The organism is Streptomyces sp. NPDC002838, from assembly GCF_040295365.1.
Classification (GTDB): domain Bacteria; phylum Actinomycetota; class Actinomycetes; order Streptomycetales; family Streptomycetaceae; genus Streptomyces.
The window spans coordinates 56371-73739 of record NZ_JBEOVF010000038.1 but is presented as its reverse complement, the minus strand read 5'-3'; the positions used below and the strand labels follow the sequence as shown (position 1 = coordinate 73739).

Sequence of the window (17369 nt, the reverse complement as noted above, 5' to 3'; positions counted from 1 at the left end):
TGGTGGCAAGTGACCGCCGACCGAAAGCCTTGTAGTGACCGTTACCGACCGCTCTCTCGAGCTCATCAGCACCGCCGCCCAGGCGGCCGCCGACAAGCTCGCCCACGATGTCATCGCCTACGACGTCAGCGACGTCCTGTCGATCACCGATGCCTTCCTGCTGGCCTCCGCGCCCAATGACCGCCAGGTCAAGTCGATCGTCGACGAGATCGAGGAGCGCCTGATGAAGGAGCTCGGCGCCAAGCCGGTGCGCCGCGAGGGCGACCGCGAGGCCCGCTGGGTCCTGCTCGACTACGTCGACATCGTCGTCCACGTCCAGCACAGCGAGGAGCGTGTCTTCTACGCCCTGGAGCGGCTGTGGAAGGACTGCCCCGAGATCGAGCTGCCCGCCGACGCCAAGGCGACCCGCGGCAAGGCCGAGGCGCACGCCAAGCTGCGGGCCGAGGAGGAAGCCGCCGAGTTCGGGGAGCCGCGGTGAGCGCCTTCTCGGAAGCCGGCGCCGACCGGAAGCCGGGCCGCGGCCGCCGCGTCATCCTCTGGCGGCACGGCCAGACCTCGTGGAACGTGGAGCGCCGCTTCCAGGGCACCACGGACGTCCCCCTCACCGAGACCGGCGTCAACCAGGCCCGCCGCGCCGCCCGGCTGCTCGTCTCCCTGCAGCCCGACGCGATCGTCGCCTCCGACCTCCAGCGGGCCGCCCACACGGCCACCGAGCTCGCCGCGCTCACCGGCCTGGACGTCACCCACGACGAGGGCCTGCGGGAGACGTACGCGGGCGTCTGGCAGGGGCTGACCCACGAGGAGATCATCGCCCGCCACGGCGACGAGTACGCCGCGTGGAAGCGCGGTGAGCCGGTCCGCCGCGGCGGCGGCGAGCTGGAGACCGAGGTCGCCGAGCGCGCCGCCCCCGTCGTGCTCCGGCACGCCGAGAAGCTGCCCGACGACGGCACGCTCGTCGTGGTCAGCCACGGCGGCACGATCCGTACGACCATCGGACGCCTCCTCGGCCTGGAGGCCCAGCACTGGGAGAGCCTCGGCGGCCTCTCCAACTGCTGCTGGTCCGTCCTCGGCGAGAGCGTCAGGGGCTGGCGCCTCCTCGAGCACAACGCCGGCACCCTCCCGGAGCCGGTGCTCGGTGACGACGACTGACCTGGATTTCACTTTCCGGCAGGTCGCAGGCTAAAGTTCTTCTTGTTCGCCCCGCCGAGCGGGGCGAAACACCATGCGGTTCGCCGCGTGGCGCAAGGGGCTATAGCTCAGTTGGTAGAGCGCCTGCATGGCATGCAGGAGGTCAGGAGTTCAATTCTCCTTAGCTCCACGGTATGAAAGATCCCGTCCCTTGAGGGACGGGATCTTTTTGCTGCCTTCCCGGCTTGAGTCACTTGGGCCTGCGAGGCGTATATCTCTCCAGAGGCGCCGTGGCGTGCACGTTCGCGCTGCCCGGGGCGGTCACGGCGGGTGCCGTGTCCGGACTGGTACTGAGGCGTCGCTGACCGTATTGGTCCGGCCGTGGCAGAATCAAACGGCCGGAAGGGGGCGCGGCCCGACGGGAGGGAGTAGTGATGCCTGCGAGCATCCTCGTGGAGGTCGGCCACCTCCGCGAAGCAGCGTCGACACGGGACACGGTCGTCCGCCTCAGCTGCCCTTCCTGCGGTTCCGTCCACGTCGCCCAAGTCCTCGGGGACAACGGCGGAATCTCCTACGTGTGCACGGCCTGCGGCCACATCTGGAGCTGATCGATGGGTGCACACAGGCGAAAGTGCGACTGGTGCGGCAGCGGGACGCCGATCGTCCGTGACATGGAGCCGGTCAACCCCGACTACCAGTACTGGTGCGAGGAGTGCGCGCGGGCGCTGATCATAAAGGGCGACCCGATCGAGACGTACCGCGAACTGGAGGGTGAGCCGATCTACGGCCGCCTCCTCGAGGAACACTGCACGCTCAAACGCTTCTACTCGTTCGTCACGGCGTGAGGCCGCGTAAGCCGACATCGGCTGCCGTATCCGGACAGAAGGGAAACGATTTGGTGCTCCACCGGGTGGGCCGGTAAAGTTGGCGTCGCCGCCGGGGAAACCCGGCGGAACATTGCAAGGGGCTATAGCTCAGTTGGTAGAGCGCCTGCATGGCATGCAGGAGGTCAGGAGTTCAATTCTCCTTAGCTCCACAAAAGTTGAAGGCGGGTCATCCTCTCGGATGACCCGCCTTCGTCGTGTGTGTCAGCGCCCCAGGGCGCGGCGTCCGCGGCCCTGAGAGAGGACCGGCAGGTTGTTGCGGGTGGACCCCTGCGACCGGGTGTCCTCCTCGATGCGCAGGGCGAGCGCCGGGCAGCGGCGCACCGCGCGTAGAGCCTTGGCCTCCGCGTAGCGCGGCACCTGCGCCTGGGCGACGGTCGGGAAACCGTCGGCGCCCAGCTCGAAGACCTCCGGGAGGATGTCCGCGCACAGGCCGTGGCCCCGGCACAGCGTCCAGTCGACGTAGATCTTCTGGCGGCTGGGGCCGTTCTCCTCGAACTCGCCGCCGGCCGGGATGCCCGTCGGCATCCTGCCGCCCTCGAAGAGCGGCAGAACGCCCTCCACGGGCCGTCCGCAGCCGTTTCCGAGGACATGCGCGGCCAGGTCGTCGGTGAACGCCTTGATGGTCGACTCCAGGAACATCGCGGAGCCGTCCGGGTGCGAGCACGCCCCGCGCCGCTTCACGTTCTTGGCGACCTGCTTGAGCGCCTCAAGGGCGGCCGGGCCGCCGCCGTTGAGGATGTCCTCCAGGCCGCGCGCGGCGGCCGGCAGGCCGAGGTAGCAGGGGCCGCACTGTCCCGCGCTCTCCTCGGCCAACCACTGCGCCACGCGCAGGGATTCGCCGAGCGGGCAGGTCTCCTGACTGATCGGCAGGATCGCGCCCGCGCCCAGCGAACCGCCCACCGCGTCCAGGGAGTTGCGCGAGACGATCGCCTCGTTGACCGTCGCCGCGTCGATCCACTTGCCGTGGTAACCGCCGGTCAGCACACCCTGCGGGACCGGCGGGGCGCCGGCCAGCTGCAGGACGTAGCGCAGCGGCACGCCCGTGGGGACCTCGATCACCATCGGGCGGGCGACCGCGCCGGAGACCGTGAGCATGACGGTGCCCGGCTCGTCGTACAGGCCGGTGTTGCCGTAGCGCTCGGGGCCGATGCGGGCGGCGATCGCCAGCTGGGCGAAGGTCTCGGCGTTCGACAGCAGGGTGGGGGCGCCGCCGACGCCGTTCTGCGAGGCGCTGACCTTGCGGCCGGTTGGGATCGCCGGGCCGCCGTCGATGGAGCGGACCAGCGACGCGGCGGCGCCGGTGACCATGCGGACCGGATTGCGCTGCACGCGCGCGCGTAGCGCCGATCGGCGGCCGTTGCTGAGCCCTCGTTCGGCGAGCGCGGCCTCCATGGAGCGCTGTGTGGACTCCCGGGTGACCCCCACCACGAGCGTGCGGGCACCCAGGGCCTCGGCGCACAGCAGCGCGCCGTCCAGGATGAGATGCGGGGCACGGTTGATCAGCACCGTGTCCTTGCGGCAGGCCGGCTCGTCCTCGCTGCCGTTGACGACCACGACCGGCCGTACGCCGCGCTTGATCGCCGATTCGGCGACCGAGCGCAGTTTCTTGTGGAAGGGGAAGCCCGCGCCGCCGCGGCCCTTCAGGCTGATGCGCTCGGAGAGCTGCGCGAGCTGCTCTCCGCCCATCGGTTCGAGCGGCCCGTGCACCTTCAGGTGCATGGGCAGGTCGAGTCTTTCCACAAGGTCGAAGCCCGACGTGAGCTGGGGAAGGCCGACCACGCGGACTTCTGGTACGTCGGGCAGGGCCTCGTTCACTTAAAGCCTCCGGAAGGCGTGTTCCAAGGTTCGCCCGAACCCGGTGCGTCGAAGTCGTAGGAGGCACCGGGGAGTGTTTCAGTGGCGGGACCGCTGTTGTTGTACGTGTCGTTGGGGTAGTACGTCTCGTAGACGGCGTTCATCTCACCGGTGTCGTACACATCACTCGAGCCGTAGCCCGAGGCGCCCGAATTGCCATAGGCCGGGATGTTGTATCCGGTGTCGTTGAGCGGGTCGTACGCCGACGGGGGCGCCTCGCCGACCGGCGGCGGGGACGGGATCGGCCAGCTGCCCGAGGTGCTGCCGCCGCTGTCGACGCGTGGGATGGACTCCGTGGGCTGCATCTCCAGGGGAAGATCCATGCGGGCGGTCTGGTCGGCCGCGAAAGGCTGATCGAAAGGTTGCTCGAAAGACTGCTGCTGGCGTGCGCGTGAGGGCGTCGAGACGGCTCGGTAGGCGGCCGCGAAGCCGTTCGCGGGCTCCGCTGCGGGCGCCTCGTACGGGGGTGTCATGCGCGTCCGGGACGGCGTGCCCCGCTGGTTCTCGTAGCCCGGCAGCGTGCCCGTGGACTCCGCCGCCCGGGCCCGGCTCGCCTCCAGCTCCTCGCGGCGCAGCCGCTCCTCGGTGCCCAGGAAGGCGGCGATCCGGTCGGCGACCTGGCGCTTGACCGGGCGCGGCGCGGCGCGCAGGGCCAGAGCCGCGGTGACGCCCAGCACGGACAGGCCATACAGGATCATGAAGGCCGGCTTCGCCGCGCGTCCCGCGTACAGGCCGTGCAGCAGCGCGGCGCACCAGGCCGGGTAGGCCAGCATGTGCATGGCCCGCCAGCGGGCCGCCACCGGGGCCGGGGAGGCGAAGCGGTTGCGCAGGATGCCGGTGACGCCCACGAAGATCATGAGCATGCTGGCCAGGGTGCCGAGGCCGATGAGCAAGCCCCTGCCGGTGGCGACCTCGTCGTTCGTGGCCAGGAGCCCGAAGGGGATTATCGCGGCGATCCACGTGGTGTGGTCGAGGGCGAGCTTGACCCCGATGTGCACCAGGAGGAAGACGATCGACGCGGCCGCGGTCACCCGGTGAACCGCCTGCGCCAGGAGCCGTTGGCGTGTGTCGAGGAGGATCCGGTCCTGGGCGACGAGTCCCCAGATCACCGAGCAGCTGAGGCAGACCAGCGACAGGACGCCCACACCGAAGTTGAGGAACTCCGCGAACGTGTCGTCCGCCGTACTGTCGTGAGGGTTCATGGGGGCAACTCCGAACGTTCGGGAAAGCGGTCCCGCTGCCGCACTCTAAGTGGTGCCATACCGATGGGTACGAGGTTTGAGTTATTGCGTTGTTATCAAACGACAATGAGGCCGTAGTGATGTCCCTTAGTGACTGTTACGCGAAGTAATATTTGACCTTGGTTCAGCTTTTGTCGGGTGCGGTCGGTGCGCTCGGGCGGGATCGGTGAGGGCGGCACCCGGTGCCCATAAGGCATACGTAAGCGCGTCGCCTCCTGCTCAACGGCTGCGGTACCCTAACGCCATGCGTGCCGTACGCCTTCTGCTTAGCGGGCCGCGCTGATCAGTCCCGACCACCGCTGAGACCGTGGTCGGCATCGGCGCGGCGTCCCCTCCTGTGCGAGGGGATTTTTCGTTTCCCGCAACGTCACAGCCGCAGGCAGAGACGATCGATGGAGCTTTGAGGATCATGAGCGAGACGAACCCCGCTGCCGCCGAGGTGGCCGCGCCGCACCGCTACACGGCCGCGATGGCGGCCGACATCGAGGCACGCTGGCAGGACTTCTGGGACGCCGAGGGCACCTACGCGGCGCCGAACCCGAAGGGTGACCTGGCCGGCGATGCCGAGCTGGCCGCCAGGCCCAAGAAGTACATCATGGACATGTTCCCGTACCCCTCCGGGGCGGGCCTGCACGTCGGCCACCCCCTGGGCTACATCGCCACCGATGTCTTCGCCCGGTTCCAGCGCATGACCGGCCACAACGTTCTGCACACCCTGGGCTTCGACGCCTTCGGCCTGCCCGCCGAGCAGTACGCCGTGCAGACCGGCACGCACCCGCGCGTGTCCACCGAGGCCAATGTCGAGAACATGAAGGTCCAGCTGCGCCGGCTGGGCCTGGGCCACGACAAGCGCCGGTCGTTCGCCACGATCGACCCGGACTACTACAAGTGGACCCAGTGGATCTTCCTGCAGATCTTCAACTCCTGGTACGACGACGAGGCGAAGAAGGCCCGCCCGATCTCCGAGCTGATCGACCGGTTCGAGTCCGGTGAGCGCGCGGTGCCCGGCGGGCGTACCTGGAGCGCGCTGAGCGCCGCCGAGCGCGCCGACGTCCTGGGCGAGTACCGCCTGGCCTACGCCTCCGACGCGCCGGTCAACTGGTGCCCCGGCCTGGGCACCGTGCTGGCCAACGAGGAGGTCACCGCCGACGGCCGCTCCGAGCGCGGCAACTTCCCGGTCTTCAAGGCCAAGCTGCGCCAGTGGAACATGCGCATCACCGCCTACGCCGACCGGCTGCTGGACGACCTGGAGGCGCTGGACTGGCCCGAGGCCATCAAGCTGCAGCAGCGCAACTGGATCGGCCGCTCCGAGGGCGCGCGCGTCGACTTCCCGATCGACGGCGAGCGCATCACGGTCTTCACCACGCGTCCGGACACCCTGTTCGGAGCGACCTACATGGTGCTGGCGCCCGAGCACCCGCTGGTCGAGAAGTTCACCCCGGCCGCCTGGCCCGAGGGCACGCACGAGGTGTGGACCGGCGGCCACGCCACCCCGTCCGAGGCCGTCTCCGCGTACCGCGCGCAGGCCGCCTCGAAGTCGGACGTCGAGCGGCAGGCCGAGGCCAAGGACAAGACCGGCGTCTTCATCGGCGCCTACGCCACCAACCCCGTCAACGGCGAGCGGATCCCGGTCTTCATCGCCGACTACGTCCTGATGGGCTACGGCACCGGCGCGATCATGGCCGTCCCGGCGGGCGACCAGCGCGACTTCGAGTTCGCGCGCGCCTTCGAGCTGCCGATCCACTGCATCGTCGAGCCCACCGACGGCCGGGGCACCGACACCTCGACGTGGGAGGACGCCTTCGCGTCGTACGACGCGAAGATCATCAACTCCGCCAACGACGACATCTCGCTGGACGGCCTGGGCGTCGCCGACGCCAAGGCGCGCATCACCGAATGGCTGGAGCGCAAGGGCATCGGCGAGGGCACCGTCAACTTCCGGCTGCGTGACTGGCTGTTCAGCCGTCAGCGCTACTGGGGCGAGCCCTTCCCGATCGTCTACGACGAGGACGGCACCGCCCACGCCCTGCCCGAGTCGATGCTGCCGCTGGAGCTGCCCGAGGTCGAGGACTACTCGCCGCGTACCTTCGACCCGGACGACGCCGACACCCAGCCCGAGACCCCGCTGTCGCGCAACGAGGAGTGGGTCAACGTCACGCTGGACCTGGGTGACGGCCAGGGCCCGCGCCAGTACCGCCGCGAGACCAACACCATGCCCAACTGGGCCGGTTCCTGCTGGTACGAGCTGCGCTACCTGGACCCGCACAACTCCGAGAAGCTGGTCGACCCGGAGATCGAGCGGTACTGGATGGGCCCGCGCGAGGGCCAGCCGCACGGCGGCGTCGACCTGTACGTCGGCGGCGCCGAACACGCCGTACTGCACCTGCTGTACGCGCGCTTCTGGTCCAAGGTGCTGTACGACCTGGGGCACGTCTCCTCGGCCGAGCCGTTCCACAAGCTGTACAACCAGGGCATGATCCAGGCCTACGTCTACCGCGACAGCCGCGGCATCGCGGTGCCGGCCGCCGAGGTGGAGGAGCGCGACGGCGCGTACTACTACCAGGGCGAGAAGGTCTCCCGGCTGCTGGGCAAGATGGGCAAGTCCCTGAAGAACGCGGTCACTCCGGACGAGATCTGCGCCGAGTACGGGGCGGACACGCTGCGCCTGTACGAGATGGCGATGGGCCCGCTGGATGTGTCGCGGCCGTGGGACACGCGTGCGGTGGTGGGCCAGTACCGGCTGCTGCAGCGGCTGTGGCGCAACATCGTGGACGAGACGACCGGCGCGCTGACGGTGGTCGACACCGAGGACGCCGACGTCGACGTGGACACGCTGCGCGCCCTGCACAAGGCGATCGACGGCGTGCGCCAGGACCTGGAGGGCATGCGGTTCAACACCGCCATCGCCAAGGTCACCGAGCTGAACAACCACCTGACCAAGGCGGGAGGCCCGGTGCCGCGGTCCGTCGCGGAGTCGCTGGTGCTGCTGGTCGCGCCGCTGGCCCCGCACATCGCCGAGGAGCTGTGGCGCAAGCTGGGGCACACCGACTCGGTGGTCCACCAGGACTTCCCCGTGGCCGACCCGGCGTACGTCGTGGACGAGACCGTGACCTGCGTCGTCCAGGTGAAGGGCAAGGTCAAGGCCCGTCTGGAGGTCTCCCCGTCCATCTCCGAGGACGAGCTGGAGAAGGTCGCGCTGGCCGACGAGAAGGTCGTGGCGGCGCTGGACGGCGCGGGCATCCGCAAGGTGATCGTGCGGGCGCCGAAGCTGGTGAACATCGTTCCGGCGTAGGCGCCTCGGGGGAGTCCCCTACGGGCAGGTTCGGGGTTCTTCTGGAACTCCGGACCTGCCCGTTGCGTTTACCGTTGAAGAGCGACGCGGTGCGTGCCGCGACCGTCGGAGGAGGAGCTGGTGGAAGCAGTGATCGCAGTATTCGCCCTGCTTTTCGTGCTCTTCGTGGTGCTGGGTGCCTACGCCACGGTGAAGGCGGTCGGCGCCGCCAAGCGCGGTGTGGACCGTACCATCACCCAGGCCCGCCGCACCGTCGAGGACCACACGTTGCGCGCCAAGTCCTTCGCCCAGCTCGGCCCGGCGGGCGAGATCGCCCAGCTGCGGCTGAAGCTGCGCACGTCGATGCGCGCCACCCAGGACGCGTTGCACGCGGGCGTGGCCGAGGACGAGTCCCTCAAGGAGTCCCTCGGCCTCTTCGAGCGCCTCAGCGCGCACGGACACGAACTGGACGCCGAACTCAGGCGCCTGGAGTCCGAGCCCGACCGGGCCACGCTCGCGGAGCGGCTGCCCGCGCTGCGCGAGCGCACCGAGCGCATCACTCAGTCGGCTGACTCGCTGCGCTGGGCGGCCCGCGACCGGGCCCACCGTTTCGCCGACAACGACCTGGACTCGCTGAGCGCGCAGATCGACGTGGAGGCCGGTGCGCTGCGGCACTGGACGACGTCGGAGCCGACGTCCGCCACACCGCCGCCGCCGTGGCCGGAGGCCCCCGCGGCCGAGGGCGCGACCTCACAGCAGGCCTGGCCGGAGACACCTCGGGCTCACACGGCCGAGGAGCCGACGCGGCCCGCCATCACCCCGCCGAGTCGGCGTCCCGTCTACCCCTGGCAGAAGAAGACCCGCCCCGAGAGCACGACTTGATCCGGACACGGGCGCTCAGATGAGAGGGGCCGGGCTGCCGTACAGGCGCTACGCCAGGTAACCTCCAGCTCATGTCCCGCCATGTCGCGATCGTCACCGATTCAACGGCCTACCTGCCGACGCGGACGATGGAGCGCCACGGCATCACAGCGGTGCCGCTGACCGTGGTCCTCGGCGACCGGGCGCTGGACGAGGGTACCGAGATCTCCACCCGTTCGCTTGCCCAGGCGTTGCAGAAGCGACGCTCCGTCACCACCTCGCGCCCCAGCCCTCAGGTGTTCGCGGAGACCTACCGCAGGGTCGCCGAGTCCGGTGCCGCCGGCATCGTCTCGCTGCACCTGTCCGCCGAACTCTCAGGAACACATGACGCCGCGGTCGTGGCGGCGCGCGAGGCGCCGGTGCCGGTCCGGGTGGTGGACACCGGGATGATCGCGATGGCCCTCGGCTTCTGCGCGCTTGCCGCGGCCGAGTCGGCGGAGACGGGCGGCACGGTGGACGAGGCCGTCACGGCCGCCGAGAAGCGCGCCGCGGGGACGTCCGCCTATTTCTACGTCGACACCCTCGACTACCTGCGCCGCGGGGGCCGGATCGGCGCCGCGCAGGCCCTCTTCGGCTCCGCGCTCGCGGTGAAGCCGTTGCTCCAGCTAGAAGGCGGCCGTATCGAACCGCTGGAGAAGGTGCGCACGGCGTCCAAGGCCATCGCCCGGCTCGAGGAGATCGCGGTCGACCGGGCCGGCAGCGCGCAGGTCGACATCGCCGTCCACCATCTCGCCGCACCCGACCGGGCGTCTGCCCTGGCGGAGCGCCTGCGGACGCGGGTGCCGGGGCTGGCCGACCTGCATGTGAGTGAGGTCGGGGCGGTGATCGGGGCGCACACGGGGCCCGGGTTGCTGGGGGTCGTGGTCTCGGCGCGTTGAGGTCGGGGGTGCGGAGGTGCGCGGCGCGGCGGGCGAGGGGGGTTCGGCTCGACCACCCGTGTGGGTGACGGAGTTGTCCACAACCGGGCGGTAATCCCCGGGAATTGACCAAGATCATCGCGGAAGTGGCGACGTGCCGGATCCTCGGCGCATGGCACTTCGATCACGCTCACGCACAGCGAACGCAACCAGCGGCCCTGGACGCGACCCTGCCTCCGACGGCCGCGCCCGTCATCGCCGCCCGCCCTCCCGCGGCCGGACGCGACACCGACACGCTTCGGCGGCCGAACTCCGCCGCCGGGCGGAAGCACTGTTCGCCGAACGGGCTGGGGAGTGGCGGGAGCCGGGGGCGGGGCCGCCGGGGTCCGGCGGGATCGTGGGGCGGGAGGGGGCACCGGCTGACGGTGCTGCGGGGCCGGAGGAAGCGCGCGCCGACTTGGCCGTGGGCCGGGCGGAGCCGCGGACCGAGGTGGCCACGGGGTCGGAGGATCGACGCGGCGACTTGGCTGTGGGGCTGGAGGGTCCGCAGGCTGATGTGGCTGTGGGTCGGGAGGCTTCGCATGCTGGTCTCGCCATGGGTCACGAGGCTACGCACGCCGGTCCCGCCGTGGGCCGGGCTGGCCGGGAGGCCCGGCCGGCCGGCATGGCTGTGGGGGCGACGGCTTCGCCCGACCACCTGGCCGAGGGGGTGGCAGATCCGACTGACCCCATGGCTGTGCGGTTGGCGGATCCACGCGACCACGTGGCTGGAGGACGTTTCGCGGGCTCGCAGGACGCGGACGTCGGCCCGGCCGTCGGGGCCGGGCCCGCGGGAGGCGGTCGGCGGGTGCGGGTCGGGCTCGCTCTGCGGGAGCGGATGCCCGTGTGGCTGCAGGCGAGGTGTGGTCTGGAGCGGCGGAGCGTGCTCGCGCTCACCGTGCTCCTCGTCGTCGCCGCGGCCTTCGCCGTGCAGCACTTCTGGACTGGGCGGACCGAATCCGTCCGAGCGCCCGAGGTGGTGCACGCGGCCGCTCCCTACCCGGAGCAACAGCAGAGCGAGCACACGGAGCCGACCCCCTCGGCCGGTGCGCCGAACGCCGTGGGCACAGCAGGGGCCGAGATCGTCGTGGACGTCGGCGGCAAGGTCCGTGACCCCGGCATCCACCGGCTTCCGGCCGGTTCGCGTGTCGCGGACGCGTTGCGCGCGGCCGGCGGAGTGCGACCCGGTACGAACACCGACGGTCTGAACCGGGCCCGTTTCCTCGTGGACGGGGAACAGGTGATCGTCGGTGCTCCGGCCGCCGCCGCTCCGGGGCCCGGTACGGGCGGCACGGTCGCCGGCGGTCCCGCCGGTGCGGCGGCGGGGGCGGCACCGGCGGGACCCGTCTCCCTCAACACGGCCACCGTGGACCAACTCGACACGCTGCCGGGCGTCGGCCCCGTGCTGGCCCAGCACATCATCGACTACCGCGCACAGCACGGCGGTTTCCGGTCGGTGGACGAACTGCGCGAGGTCAACGGCATCGGCGACCGCCGCTTCGCGGACCTGCGGAACCTCGTACGGCCATGAGGCACAGCCCCGACGTGCCGCCCGAGCGCGACGCCGCCCGCCCGCGCCCCCGCCCCGACGTCCACGCCGCCTCCGGAAAGCGGCTCGGGGCCGCCCACCCGCGACAGGAAGGACCGACGGATCTACGACTCGTACCACCCGCGCTCGCGGCCTGGGCGACGGCCGCGCTGACGCTGGACGCCCCGCCGGAGTGGGTCACCGGCATCGCGGCCGTGTGCCTTGCCGCGGCCGGTGTTCTCCTCATGGCCTTGCGGTCGCGCGCCCGACCGCCGAGGAGCCTCCGGGCTCGTGCTCCCCTACGGACCACCTGGGCGCGAGCCTCGGTCGCCGCCGTGCTGCTCTGTGTCGCGGCGGCCGCCGCGTCCGCCGGGCTCCACGGGGCCGATCTGCGGCGCGGGCCGGTACCGGCGCTGGCGCGGCAGTACGCCACCGTGACCGCCGAGGTCGAGGTGACCTCCGATCCCCGGCTCACCCGGCCCCGGATCAGCGGGAATCATGTGGCCCCGACCTCCGTGCTGATCAACGCGGACGTACGCCGCGTCGAGGCGGCGAACGGGACCGCGACGGCGACACGGGCGCCGGTGCTGCTGATCGTCGACGTGGGTTCCAGAGCCGGGCGACCGGGTGGAGGGGCGTCGGGCGGCTCACGGCCCGTCGCCGAAGGGCCGGGCCGTTCGCCGTGGCTGGGGCTGCTGCCGTCCACGCGGCTGCGCGTCACCGCGCGGTCGGCGCCCGCGATGACGGGCGGCGACCGGTTCGCGGCCGTGCTGCGCGTACGGGACCGGGCGCCGGAAGTCGTGGCGGAGCCGTCGGCATCGCAGCGGCTGGCGGGTCGGCTGCGCGCCGGGCTGCGGGAGGCCACGGACGGGCTGTCCGAGGACGCCCGGGCGCTGCTGCCGGGCCTGGTCGTCGGGGACACCGCACGGATCACCCCGGACCTGGACGAGGCCTTCAAGGAGACCGACCTCGCGCACACCCTCGCCGTCTCCGGGAGCAACCTCACGATCATCCTCGCCCTGCTCATCGGACCGCCCGGCCTGGCCCGGCTCGCCGAGCGCCGAGGACTCGCGCCCCGCCTCGGCATCTCGCTCCGGACGACCGCGCTGTTCGGCGGCGGACTCACGCTCGCCTTCGTCGTCGTGTGCAGACCGGACCCCAGTGTGCTGCGGGCCGCGGCCTGCGGAGCCGTCGCGCTGCTCGCGCTCGCGACCGGACGCCGCAGATCGCTGATCCCGGCGCTGGCGACGGCCGTACTGCTGCTGGTGCTCTACGACCCGTGGCTGGCCCGGAGCTACGGCTTCCTGCTGTCCGTTCTGGCCACCGGCGCCCTGCTCACCATCGCGCCCCGCTGGAGCATCGCGCTGCGACGGCGCCGGGTGCCGCCGCGGCCGGCCGAGGCGCTGGCCGCCGCGGCTGCCGCGCAGGCACTGTGCGCGCCGGTCGTCGCAGTGCTGTCGGCGCGGGTGAGCCTGGTGGCGGTGCCGTGCAACCTCCTCGCGGAGTTCGCGGTCGCTCCGGCCACGGTGCTGGGCTTCGCGGCACTGGCGACGGCGCCGGTGGCGATGCCGGTGGCCAAGGCGCTGGCCTGGTGCGCGGCTTGGCCCGCGGAGTGGATCGCCGGGATCGCCCGTACCGGGGCGGCGTTGCCCGGCGCGGGAGTGGACTGGCCGGACAGTTGGGCGGGGGCGGCACTGCTCTGCCTGGTCACGGTGGTCGTCCTGCTGGTCGGCCGACGGCTGCTGAGACACCCCTGGCTGTGCGGTGGCTGCGGGCTGCTGCTCCTGCTGGCGGTGGTGCAGCCGCCGCCGCTGACCAGGGTGATCACGGGCTGGCCGCCGCCGGGCTGGCGGATGGCGATGTGCGACGTGGGACAGGGCGACGCGACGGTGCTCGCGGCGGGCGAGGGCACGGGTGTGGTCGTGGACGCGGGACCCGATCCGACGCTCGTCGACCACTGCCTTCGCACGCTCGGCATCACCAGGATCCCGCTGGTCGTGCTGACCCACTTCCACGCGGACCACGTGGCGGGACTGCCCGGAGTACTGCGGGGGCGTTCGGTGGGCGGCATCGAGACGACGGGCCTCGAAGAGCCCGCGGACCAGGCCTGGTTCGTACGGAGGGAGGCGGCGGCCCGGCGGATTCCGGTGACGCGTGCCGTCGCCGGGGAGCAGCGGCGTACCGGGGCACTGTCCTGGGAGGTGCTGTGGCCGCAGCCGTTACCGGCACCGGAGCCCGAGGGGCCGAACGACGCCAGTGTCGCGCTGCTCGTGCGGTCGGCCGGGCTGCGGTTCCTGCTGCTCGGGGACCTCGAACCACCGTCGCAGCAGGCGCTGCTGAGGTCACCGGCGGGGGCGCGGCTGGGCGGGATGGATGCACTCAAAGTCGCCCATCATGGCTCGGCCTACCAGGACCCGGAGCTCCTACGCCGGGTGGCCCCGCGGCTGGCGCTGATTTCCTGCGGTGCGGACAACCCGTACGGGCACCCGGCTCCCAGTACGGTCGCGGCGCTGCGGGCCGGGGGTGCGGTGGTGCTGCGGACCGACCGGGACGGGGCGCTGGCGGTCGCCGGTACGGGGGGCGGTCCGGGCGGCGGAGAGCTGCGGGTGGGGCGAGACTGAGGCCATGGATTCTGCACAGGTCGATGCCTACCTCCACCGCATGGGAGCCGAGCACCCGGCGTGGCCCACCCTCGACGTCCTGCGCGATCTGCATCTGCGGCACTTGCAGACCGTGCCCTTCGAGAACCTGTCGGTCCACCTCGGCCAGGAGATCGTGCTGGAGGAGAAGCGGCTGCTGGACAAGCTGGTGGGCGCGCGGCGCGGCGGGTTCTGCTACGAACTGAACGGCGCGTTCGGGGCGTTGCTCGCCGCGCTGGGGTTCGATGTCTCGTTGCTCGCGGCGCGGGTGTACGGGCCGGAGGGGCTGCTCGGGATTCCGTACGACCATCTCGCCCTGCGGGTGCGGACGGTGGACGGCGGAGAGTGGCTGGCCGACGTCGGGTTCGGGGCGCACAGCCACTATCCGCTGGCGTTCGAGGCACGGGGTGAGCAGGAGGATCCCGGCGGCACGTTCCGGATCGTCGAGGCGGGGCCGGACGCGGCGGGGGCGCGGGGCGGGCACGGTGGGGTTCAGGCGGCGGACCTGGACGTCGTCGTGGACGGCAGGGCTCAGTACCGGCTGGAGGTACGGCCGCGGGTGCTCGGTGACTTCGTGGCCGGGGCCTGGTGGCACAGCACCTCGCCGCAGTCGCACTTCACGCGGTCGCTGGTGTGCTCACGGGTCACGGAGGACGGAGGGAGGATCACGCTCAGCGGTCGGAACTTCAAGGTGACGGCCGCCGACGGGACGCGGCAGGAGCGCGAGCTGACGACGGACGAGGAGGTGCTGAGGGTGTACCGGGAGCGGTTCGGGATCGTGCTCGACGCTGTGCCGACGGTGCGAAGTGGTGGTCCTCACGCGTGACTCGGGCTGCGGCCGGGGGTGGTGCGGGGTGTCGGAAAATGGCTGCGTGAGTGATGTGAGACATGTGCTGGTGCTGCCCGACCGTAATGCCGCGGAGGAGGTGGCGGAGGCGCTCGGGGAGCGGTTCGGGATCGAGGAGGAGCCGCGGCTGGTGCGGGATGCGTTGGCCGGTGAGGACGATGCGGAGGACGCGCAGTGGCTTGTTGTGCTGCGGGATGACGGGGAGCGGCTGGATCCGGGGGAACTGGACGAGTTCGTGGGGGAGTGGGAGGGGTGGCGGGAGGAGCCGTAGCGCTGCGGGGCGGGGGCGGGTCGCGCAGCCCGGCGCTTGCGGGGTGCCGCTGCGCCCACCCGTGCCGCCCCAGCGGCACGACTTCCCGCAGCTAACCCGGATCGGCTGCGGTGGCACGCGACTGCCCGCAGTTGCGGCGGCCCGCGGCAGCGACGGGTCGGTCGACCGTAGCTACGCCGACGGCGGCCGCCGTCGTTGTCAGTGGCCCATGGGATGCTTTACGCGATGGCCAGGAAGACTGCGAATGACGACCCTCTCGCCCCGGTGACCGTTGCCGTGGGCCAGGAGGACCTTCTGCTCGACCGTGCCGTGCAGGAGGTGGTGGCCGCCGCTCGGGCCGCCGACGCCGACACGGACGTACGTGACCTGACCCCGGACCAGCTGCAGCCCGGGACGCTCGCCGAGCTGACCAGCCCGTCGCTCTTCGCGGAGCGGAAGGTCGTCGTCGTACGCAATGCGCAGGATCTGTCGGCCGACACGATCAAGGACGTGAAGGCGTATCTCGGGGCGCCCGCCGAGGAGATCACGCTCGTGCTGCTGCATGCGGGCGGGGCCAAGGGGAAGGGCCTGCTCGACGCGGCGCGCAAGGCGGGGGCGCGGGAGGTGGCGTGCCCGAAGATGACGAAGCCGGCGGACCGGCTGGCGTTCGTGCGGGGGGAGTTCCGGGCGGTGGGCAGGTCCGCCACGCCCGAGGCCTGCCAGGCGCTCGTGGACGCCATCGGCAGCGATCTGCGGGAGCTGGCGTCGGCCGTGTCCCAGCTGGTCGCCGATGTCGAGGGGACCATCGACGAGGCAGTCGTCGGGCGGTACTACACCGGGCGCGCCGAGGCGTCGAGCTTCACCGTGGCCGACCGGGCCGTGGAGGGGCGGGCCGCCGAGGCGTTGGAGGCGTTGCGGTGGTCGCTGGCGACGGGGGTGGCCCCGGTGTTGATCACGAGCGCGCTGGCGCAGGGCGTGCGGGCCATCGGAAAGCTGTCGTCGGCGCGTGGCGGGCGGCCGGCCGATCTCGCGCGGGAGCTCGGGATGCCGCCGTGGAAGATCGACCGGGTGCGGCAGCAGATGCGGGGGTGGACGCCGGACGGGGTGGCCGTCGCGTTGCGGGCCGTGGCCGAGGCGGACGCGGGGGTGAAGGGCGGCGGGGACGATCCGGAGTACGCCTTGGAGAAGGCCGTCGTGACCATCGCGCGGGCGGCCCGGTCCAGGGGACGGTAGCCACCCAGGGCCGCCACCTCGAGGTGATCCAGTGGCCCTTCCTGCCCAGCGGAGGAGAATCGTGCTTGTCAGCCGTCCACCGCCGGATCAGGAAAGGTGACGATCGCCATGGCTGAACACCCGCACGCCGCGCTCGTCCGCAAGGGCTACGAAGCCTTCCAGCGCGGAGACATGGACACCCTGCGCGGCATGATGACCGGGGACTGCACGCACCATGTACCCGGCTCCCACCCGCTCTCGGGGGACTACAAGGGAGTCGACTCGGTCATCGAGTTGTACGGCAAACTCTCCTCGGAGACGGGCGAGTCGTTCCGGGCCGAGCTGCGCAATGTATTCGTCGACGGCCGCGGGCACGCCGTCTCCGTGCATCGCTTCACCGCCGACCGGGGCGACAAGCACATCGATGAGAACGGAGGCATCGTCTTCCGGATCGTCGGAGACAAGATCAGCGACCTCGACGAGTGCGTCGAGGACATCGACAAGGCCAACGACTTCTGGTCGTAAACGCGCGCTGGGCAGCAGAGGACAAGCCGCAGGCCCCGGCACCCGCCCTGGGGAAGGGCGAGGTGCCGGGGCCTTCGCTTCAAGCTGCTGGGGCCACGCCCGCGTGGCGAACGCAGGCCGCGCGTGGCTCCGGGGTGCCGGTCGGGGGCGGATGAGAGAGGGCCCGCCCT

At 71.5% G+C, this 17369-nt stretch carries 15 protein-coding genes and 2 tRNA genes; 15 read left to right on the top strand and 2 right to left on the bottom strand.

Annotation, left to right across the window (positions count from 1 at the left end):
- Positions 1 to 34: 34 nt before the first annotated feature.
- The 6 genes from rsfS to ABT063_RS36410 all read left to right on the top strand — a co-directional run bounded on the left by rsfS (position 35) and on the right by ABT063_RS36410 (position 2164).
- Complete coding sequence (gene rsfS / locus ABT063_RS36435) at positions 35 to 478, top strand: ribosome silencing factor (protein WP_351064532.1); 444 nt, start codon at positions 35 to 37, stop codon at positions 476 to 478.
- Positions 475 to 1149: a histidine phosphatase family protein gene (locus ABT063_RS36430; RefSeq protein ID WP_351064530.1), complete on the top strand. Its 675-nt coding sequence runs from the start codon at positions 475 to 477 to the stop codon at positions 1147 to 1149. Before rsfS ends, ABT063_RS36430 begins: the two co-directional genes overlap by 4 nt.
- A gap of 96 nt (positions 1150 to 1245) precedes the next feature.
- Positions 1246 to 1318 (top strand) — tRNA-Ala (locus ABT063_RS36425).
- 244 nt (positions 1319 to 1562) lie between these two features.
- On the top strand, positions 1563 to 1736 hold the full coding sequence (locus ABT063_RS36420) for a hypothetical protein (protein ID WP_107483759.1): 174 nt from the start codon (positions 1563 to 1565) through the stop codon (positions 1734 to 1736).
- 3 nt (positions 1737 to 1739) lie between these two features.
- On the top strand, positions 1740 to 1973 hold the full coding sequence (locus ABT063_RS36415; RefSeq protein WP_003976229.1) for a hypothetical protein: 234 nt from the start codon (positions 1740 to 1742) through the stop codon (positions 1971 to 1973).
- A gap of 118 nt (positions 1974 to 2091) precedes the next feature.
- A tRNA-Ala gene (locus tag ABT063_RS36410) sits at positions 2092 to 2164 on the top strand.
- 52 nt (positions 2165 to 2216) lie between these two features.
- Here the strand turns inward: ABT063_RS36410 and ABT063_RS36405 are convergent.
- The gene (locus tag ABT063_RS36405) at positions 2217 to 3830 is read right to left on the bottom strand and encodes an NADH-ubiquinone oxidoreductase-F iron-sulfur binding region domain-containing protein (RefSeq protein ID WP_351064528.1); all 1614 of its coding nucleotides are present in this window, start codon (positions 3828 to 3830) and stop codon (positions 2217 to 2219) included.
- Complete coding sequence (locus ABT063_RS36400; RefSeq protein WP_351064526.1) at positions 3827 to 5071, bottom strand: ferric reductase-like transmembrane domain-containing protein; 1245 nt, start codon at positions 5069 to 5071, stop codon at positions 3827 to 3829. Before ABT063_RS36400 ends, ABT063_RS36405 begins: the two co-directional genes overlap by 4 nt.
- Before the next feature lie 448 nt (positions 5072 to 5519).
- Here ABT063_RS36400 and leuS point away from each other — a divergent pair, with 448 nt between their 5' ends.
- From leuS to ABT063_RS36355, 9 genes are all read left to right on the top strand, one after another.
- Entirely contained in the window at positions 5520 to 8402 is a 2883-nt protein-coding gene (gene leuS, locus ABT063_RS36395; RefSeq protein WP_351064525.1) for a leucine--tRNA ligase, read from the top strand.
- A gap of 120 nt (positions 8403 to 8522) precedes the next feature.
- Positions 8523 to 9263 carry a hypothetical protein gene (locus tag ABT063_RS36390; protein ID WP_351064523.1) on the top strand — a complete coding sequence of 247 codons (741 nt, stop codon included), beginning with the start codon at positions 8523 to 8525 and terminating at the stop codon, positions 9261 to 9263.
- Between the two features lie 71 nt (positions 9264 to 9334).
- Entirely contained in the window at positions 9335 to 10180 is an 846-nt protein-coding gene (locus tag ABT063_RS36385; protein ID WP_351064521.1) for a DegV family protein, read from the top strand.
- Between the two features lie 376 nt (positions 10181 to 10556).
- Positions 10557 to 11729: a ComEA family DNA-binding protein gene (locus ABT063_RS36380; protein ID WP_351064519.1), complete on the top strand. Its 1173-nt coding sequence runs from the start codon at positions 10557 to 10559 to the stop codon at positions 11727 to 11729.
- Entirely contained in the window at positions 11726 to 14347 is a 2622-nt protein-coding gene (locus tag ABT063_RS36375; RefSeq protein ID WP_351064518.1) for a ComEC/Rec2 family competence protein, read from the top strand. The genes ABT063_RS36380 and ABT063_RS36375 overlap by 4 nt, the downstream gene beginning before the upstream one ends.
- A 4-nt stretch (positions 14348 to 14351) precedes the next feature.
- Complete coding sequence (locus ABT063_RS36370) at positions 14352 to 15191, top strand: arylamine N-acetyltransferase family protein (protein ID WP_351064516.1); 840 nt, start codon at positions 14352 to 14354, stop codon at positions 15189 to 15191.
- Positions 15192 to 15237: 46 nt separating this feature from the next.
- The gene (locus tag ABT063_RS36365; RefSeq protein WP_351064514.1) at positions 15238 to 15483 is read left to right on the top strand and encodes a hypothetical protein; all 246 of its coding nucleotides are present in this window, start codon (positions 15238 to 15240) and stop codon (positions 15481 to 15483) included.
- A gap of 225 nt (positions 15484 to 15708) precedes the next feature.
- Positions 15709 to 16695: a DNA polymerase III subunit delta gene (gene holA, locus ABT063_RS36360; RefSeq protein WP_351064513.1), complete on the top strand. Its 987-nt coding sequence runs from the start codon at positions 15709 to 15711 to the stop codon at positions 16693 to 16695.
- Positions 16696 to 16803: 108 nt separating this feature from the next.
- On the top strand, positions 16804 to 17199 hold the full coding sequence (locus ABT063_RS36355; RefSeq protein WP_351064511.1) for a nuclear transport factor 2 family protein: 396 nt from the start codon (positions 16804 to 16806) through the stop codon (positions 17197 to 17199).
- Positions 17200 to 17369 lie beyond the last annotated feature (170 nt).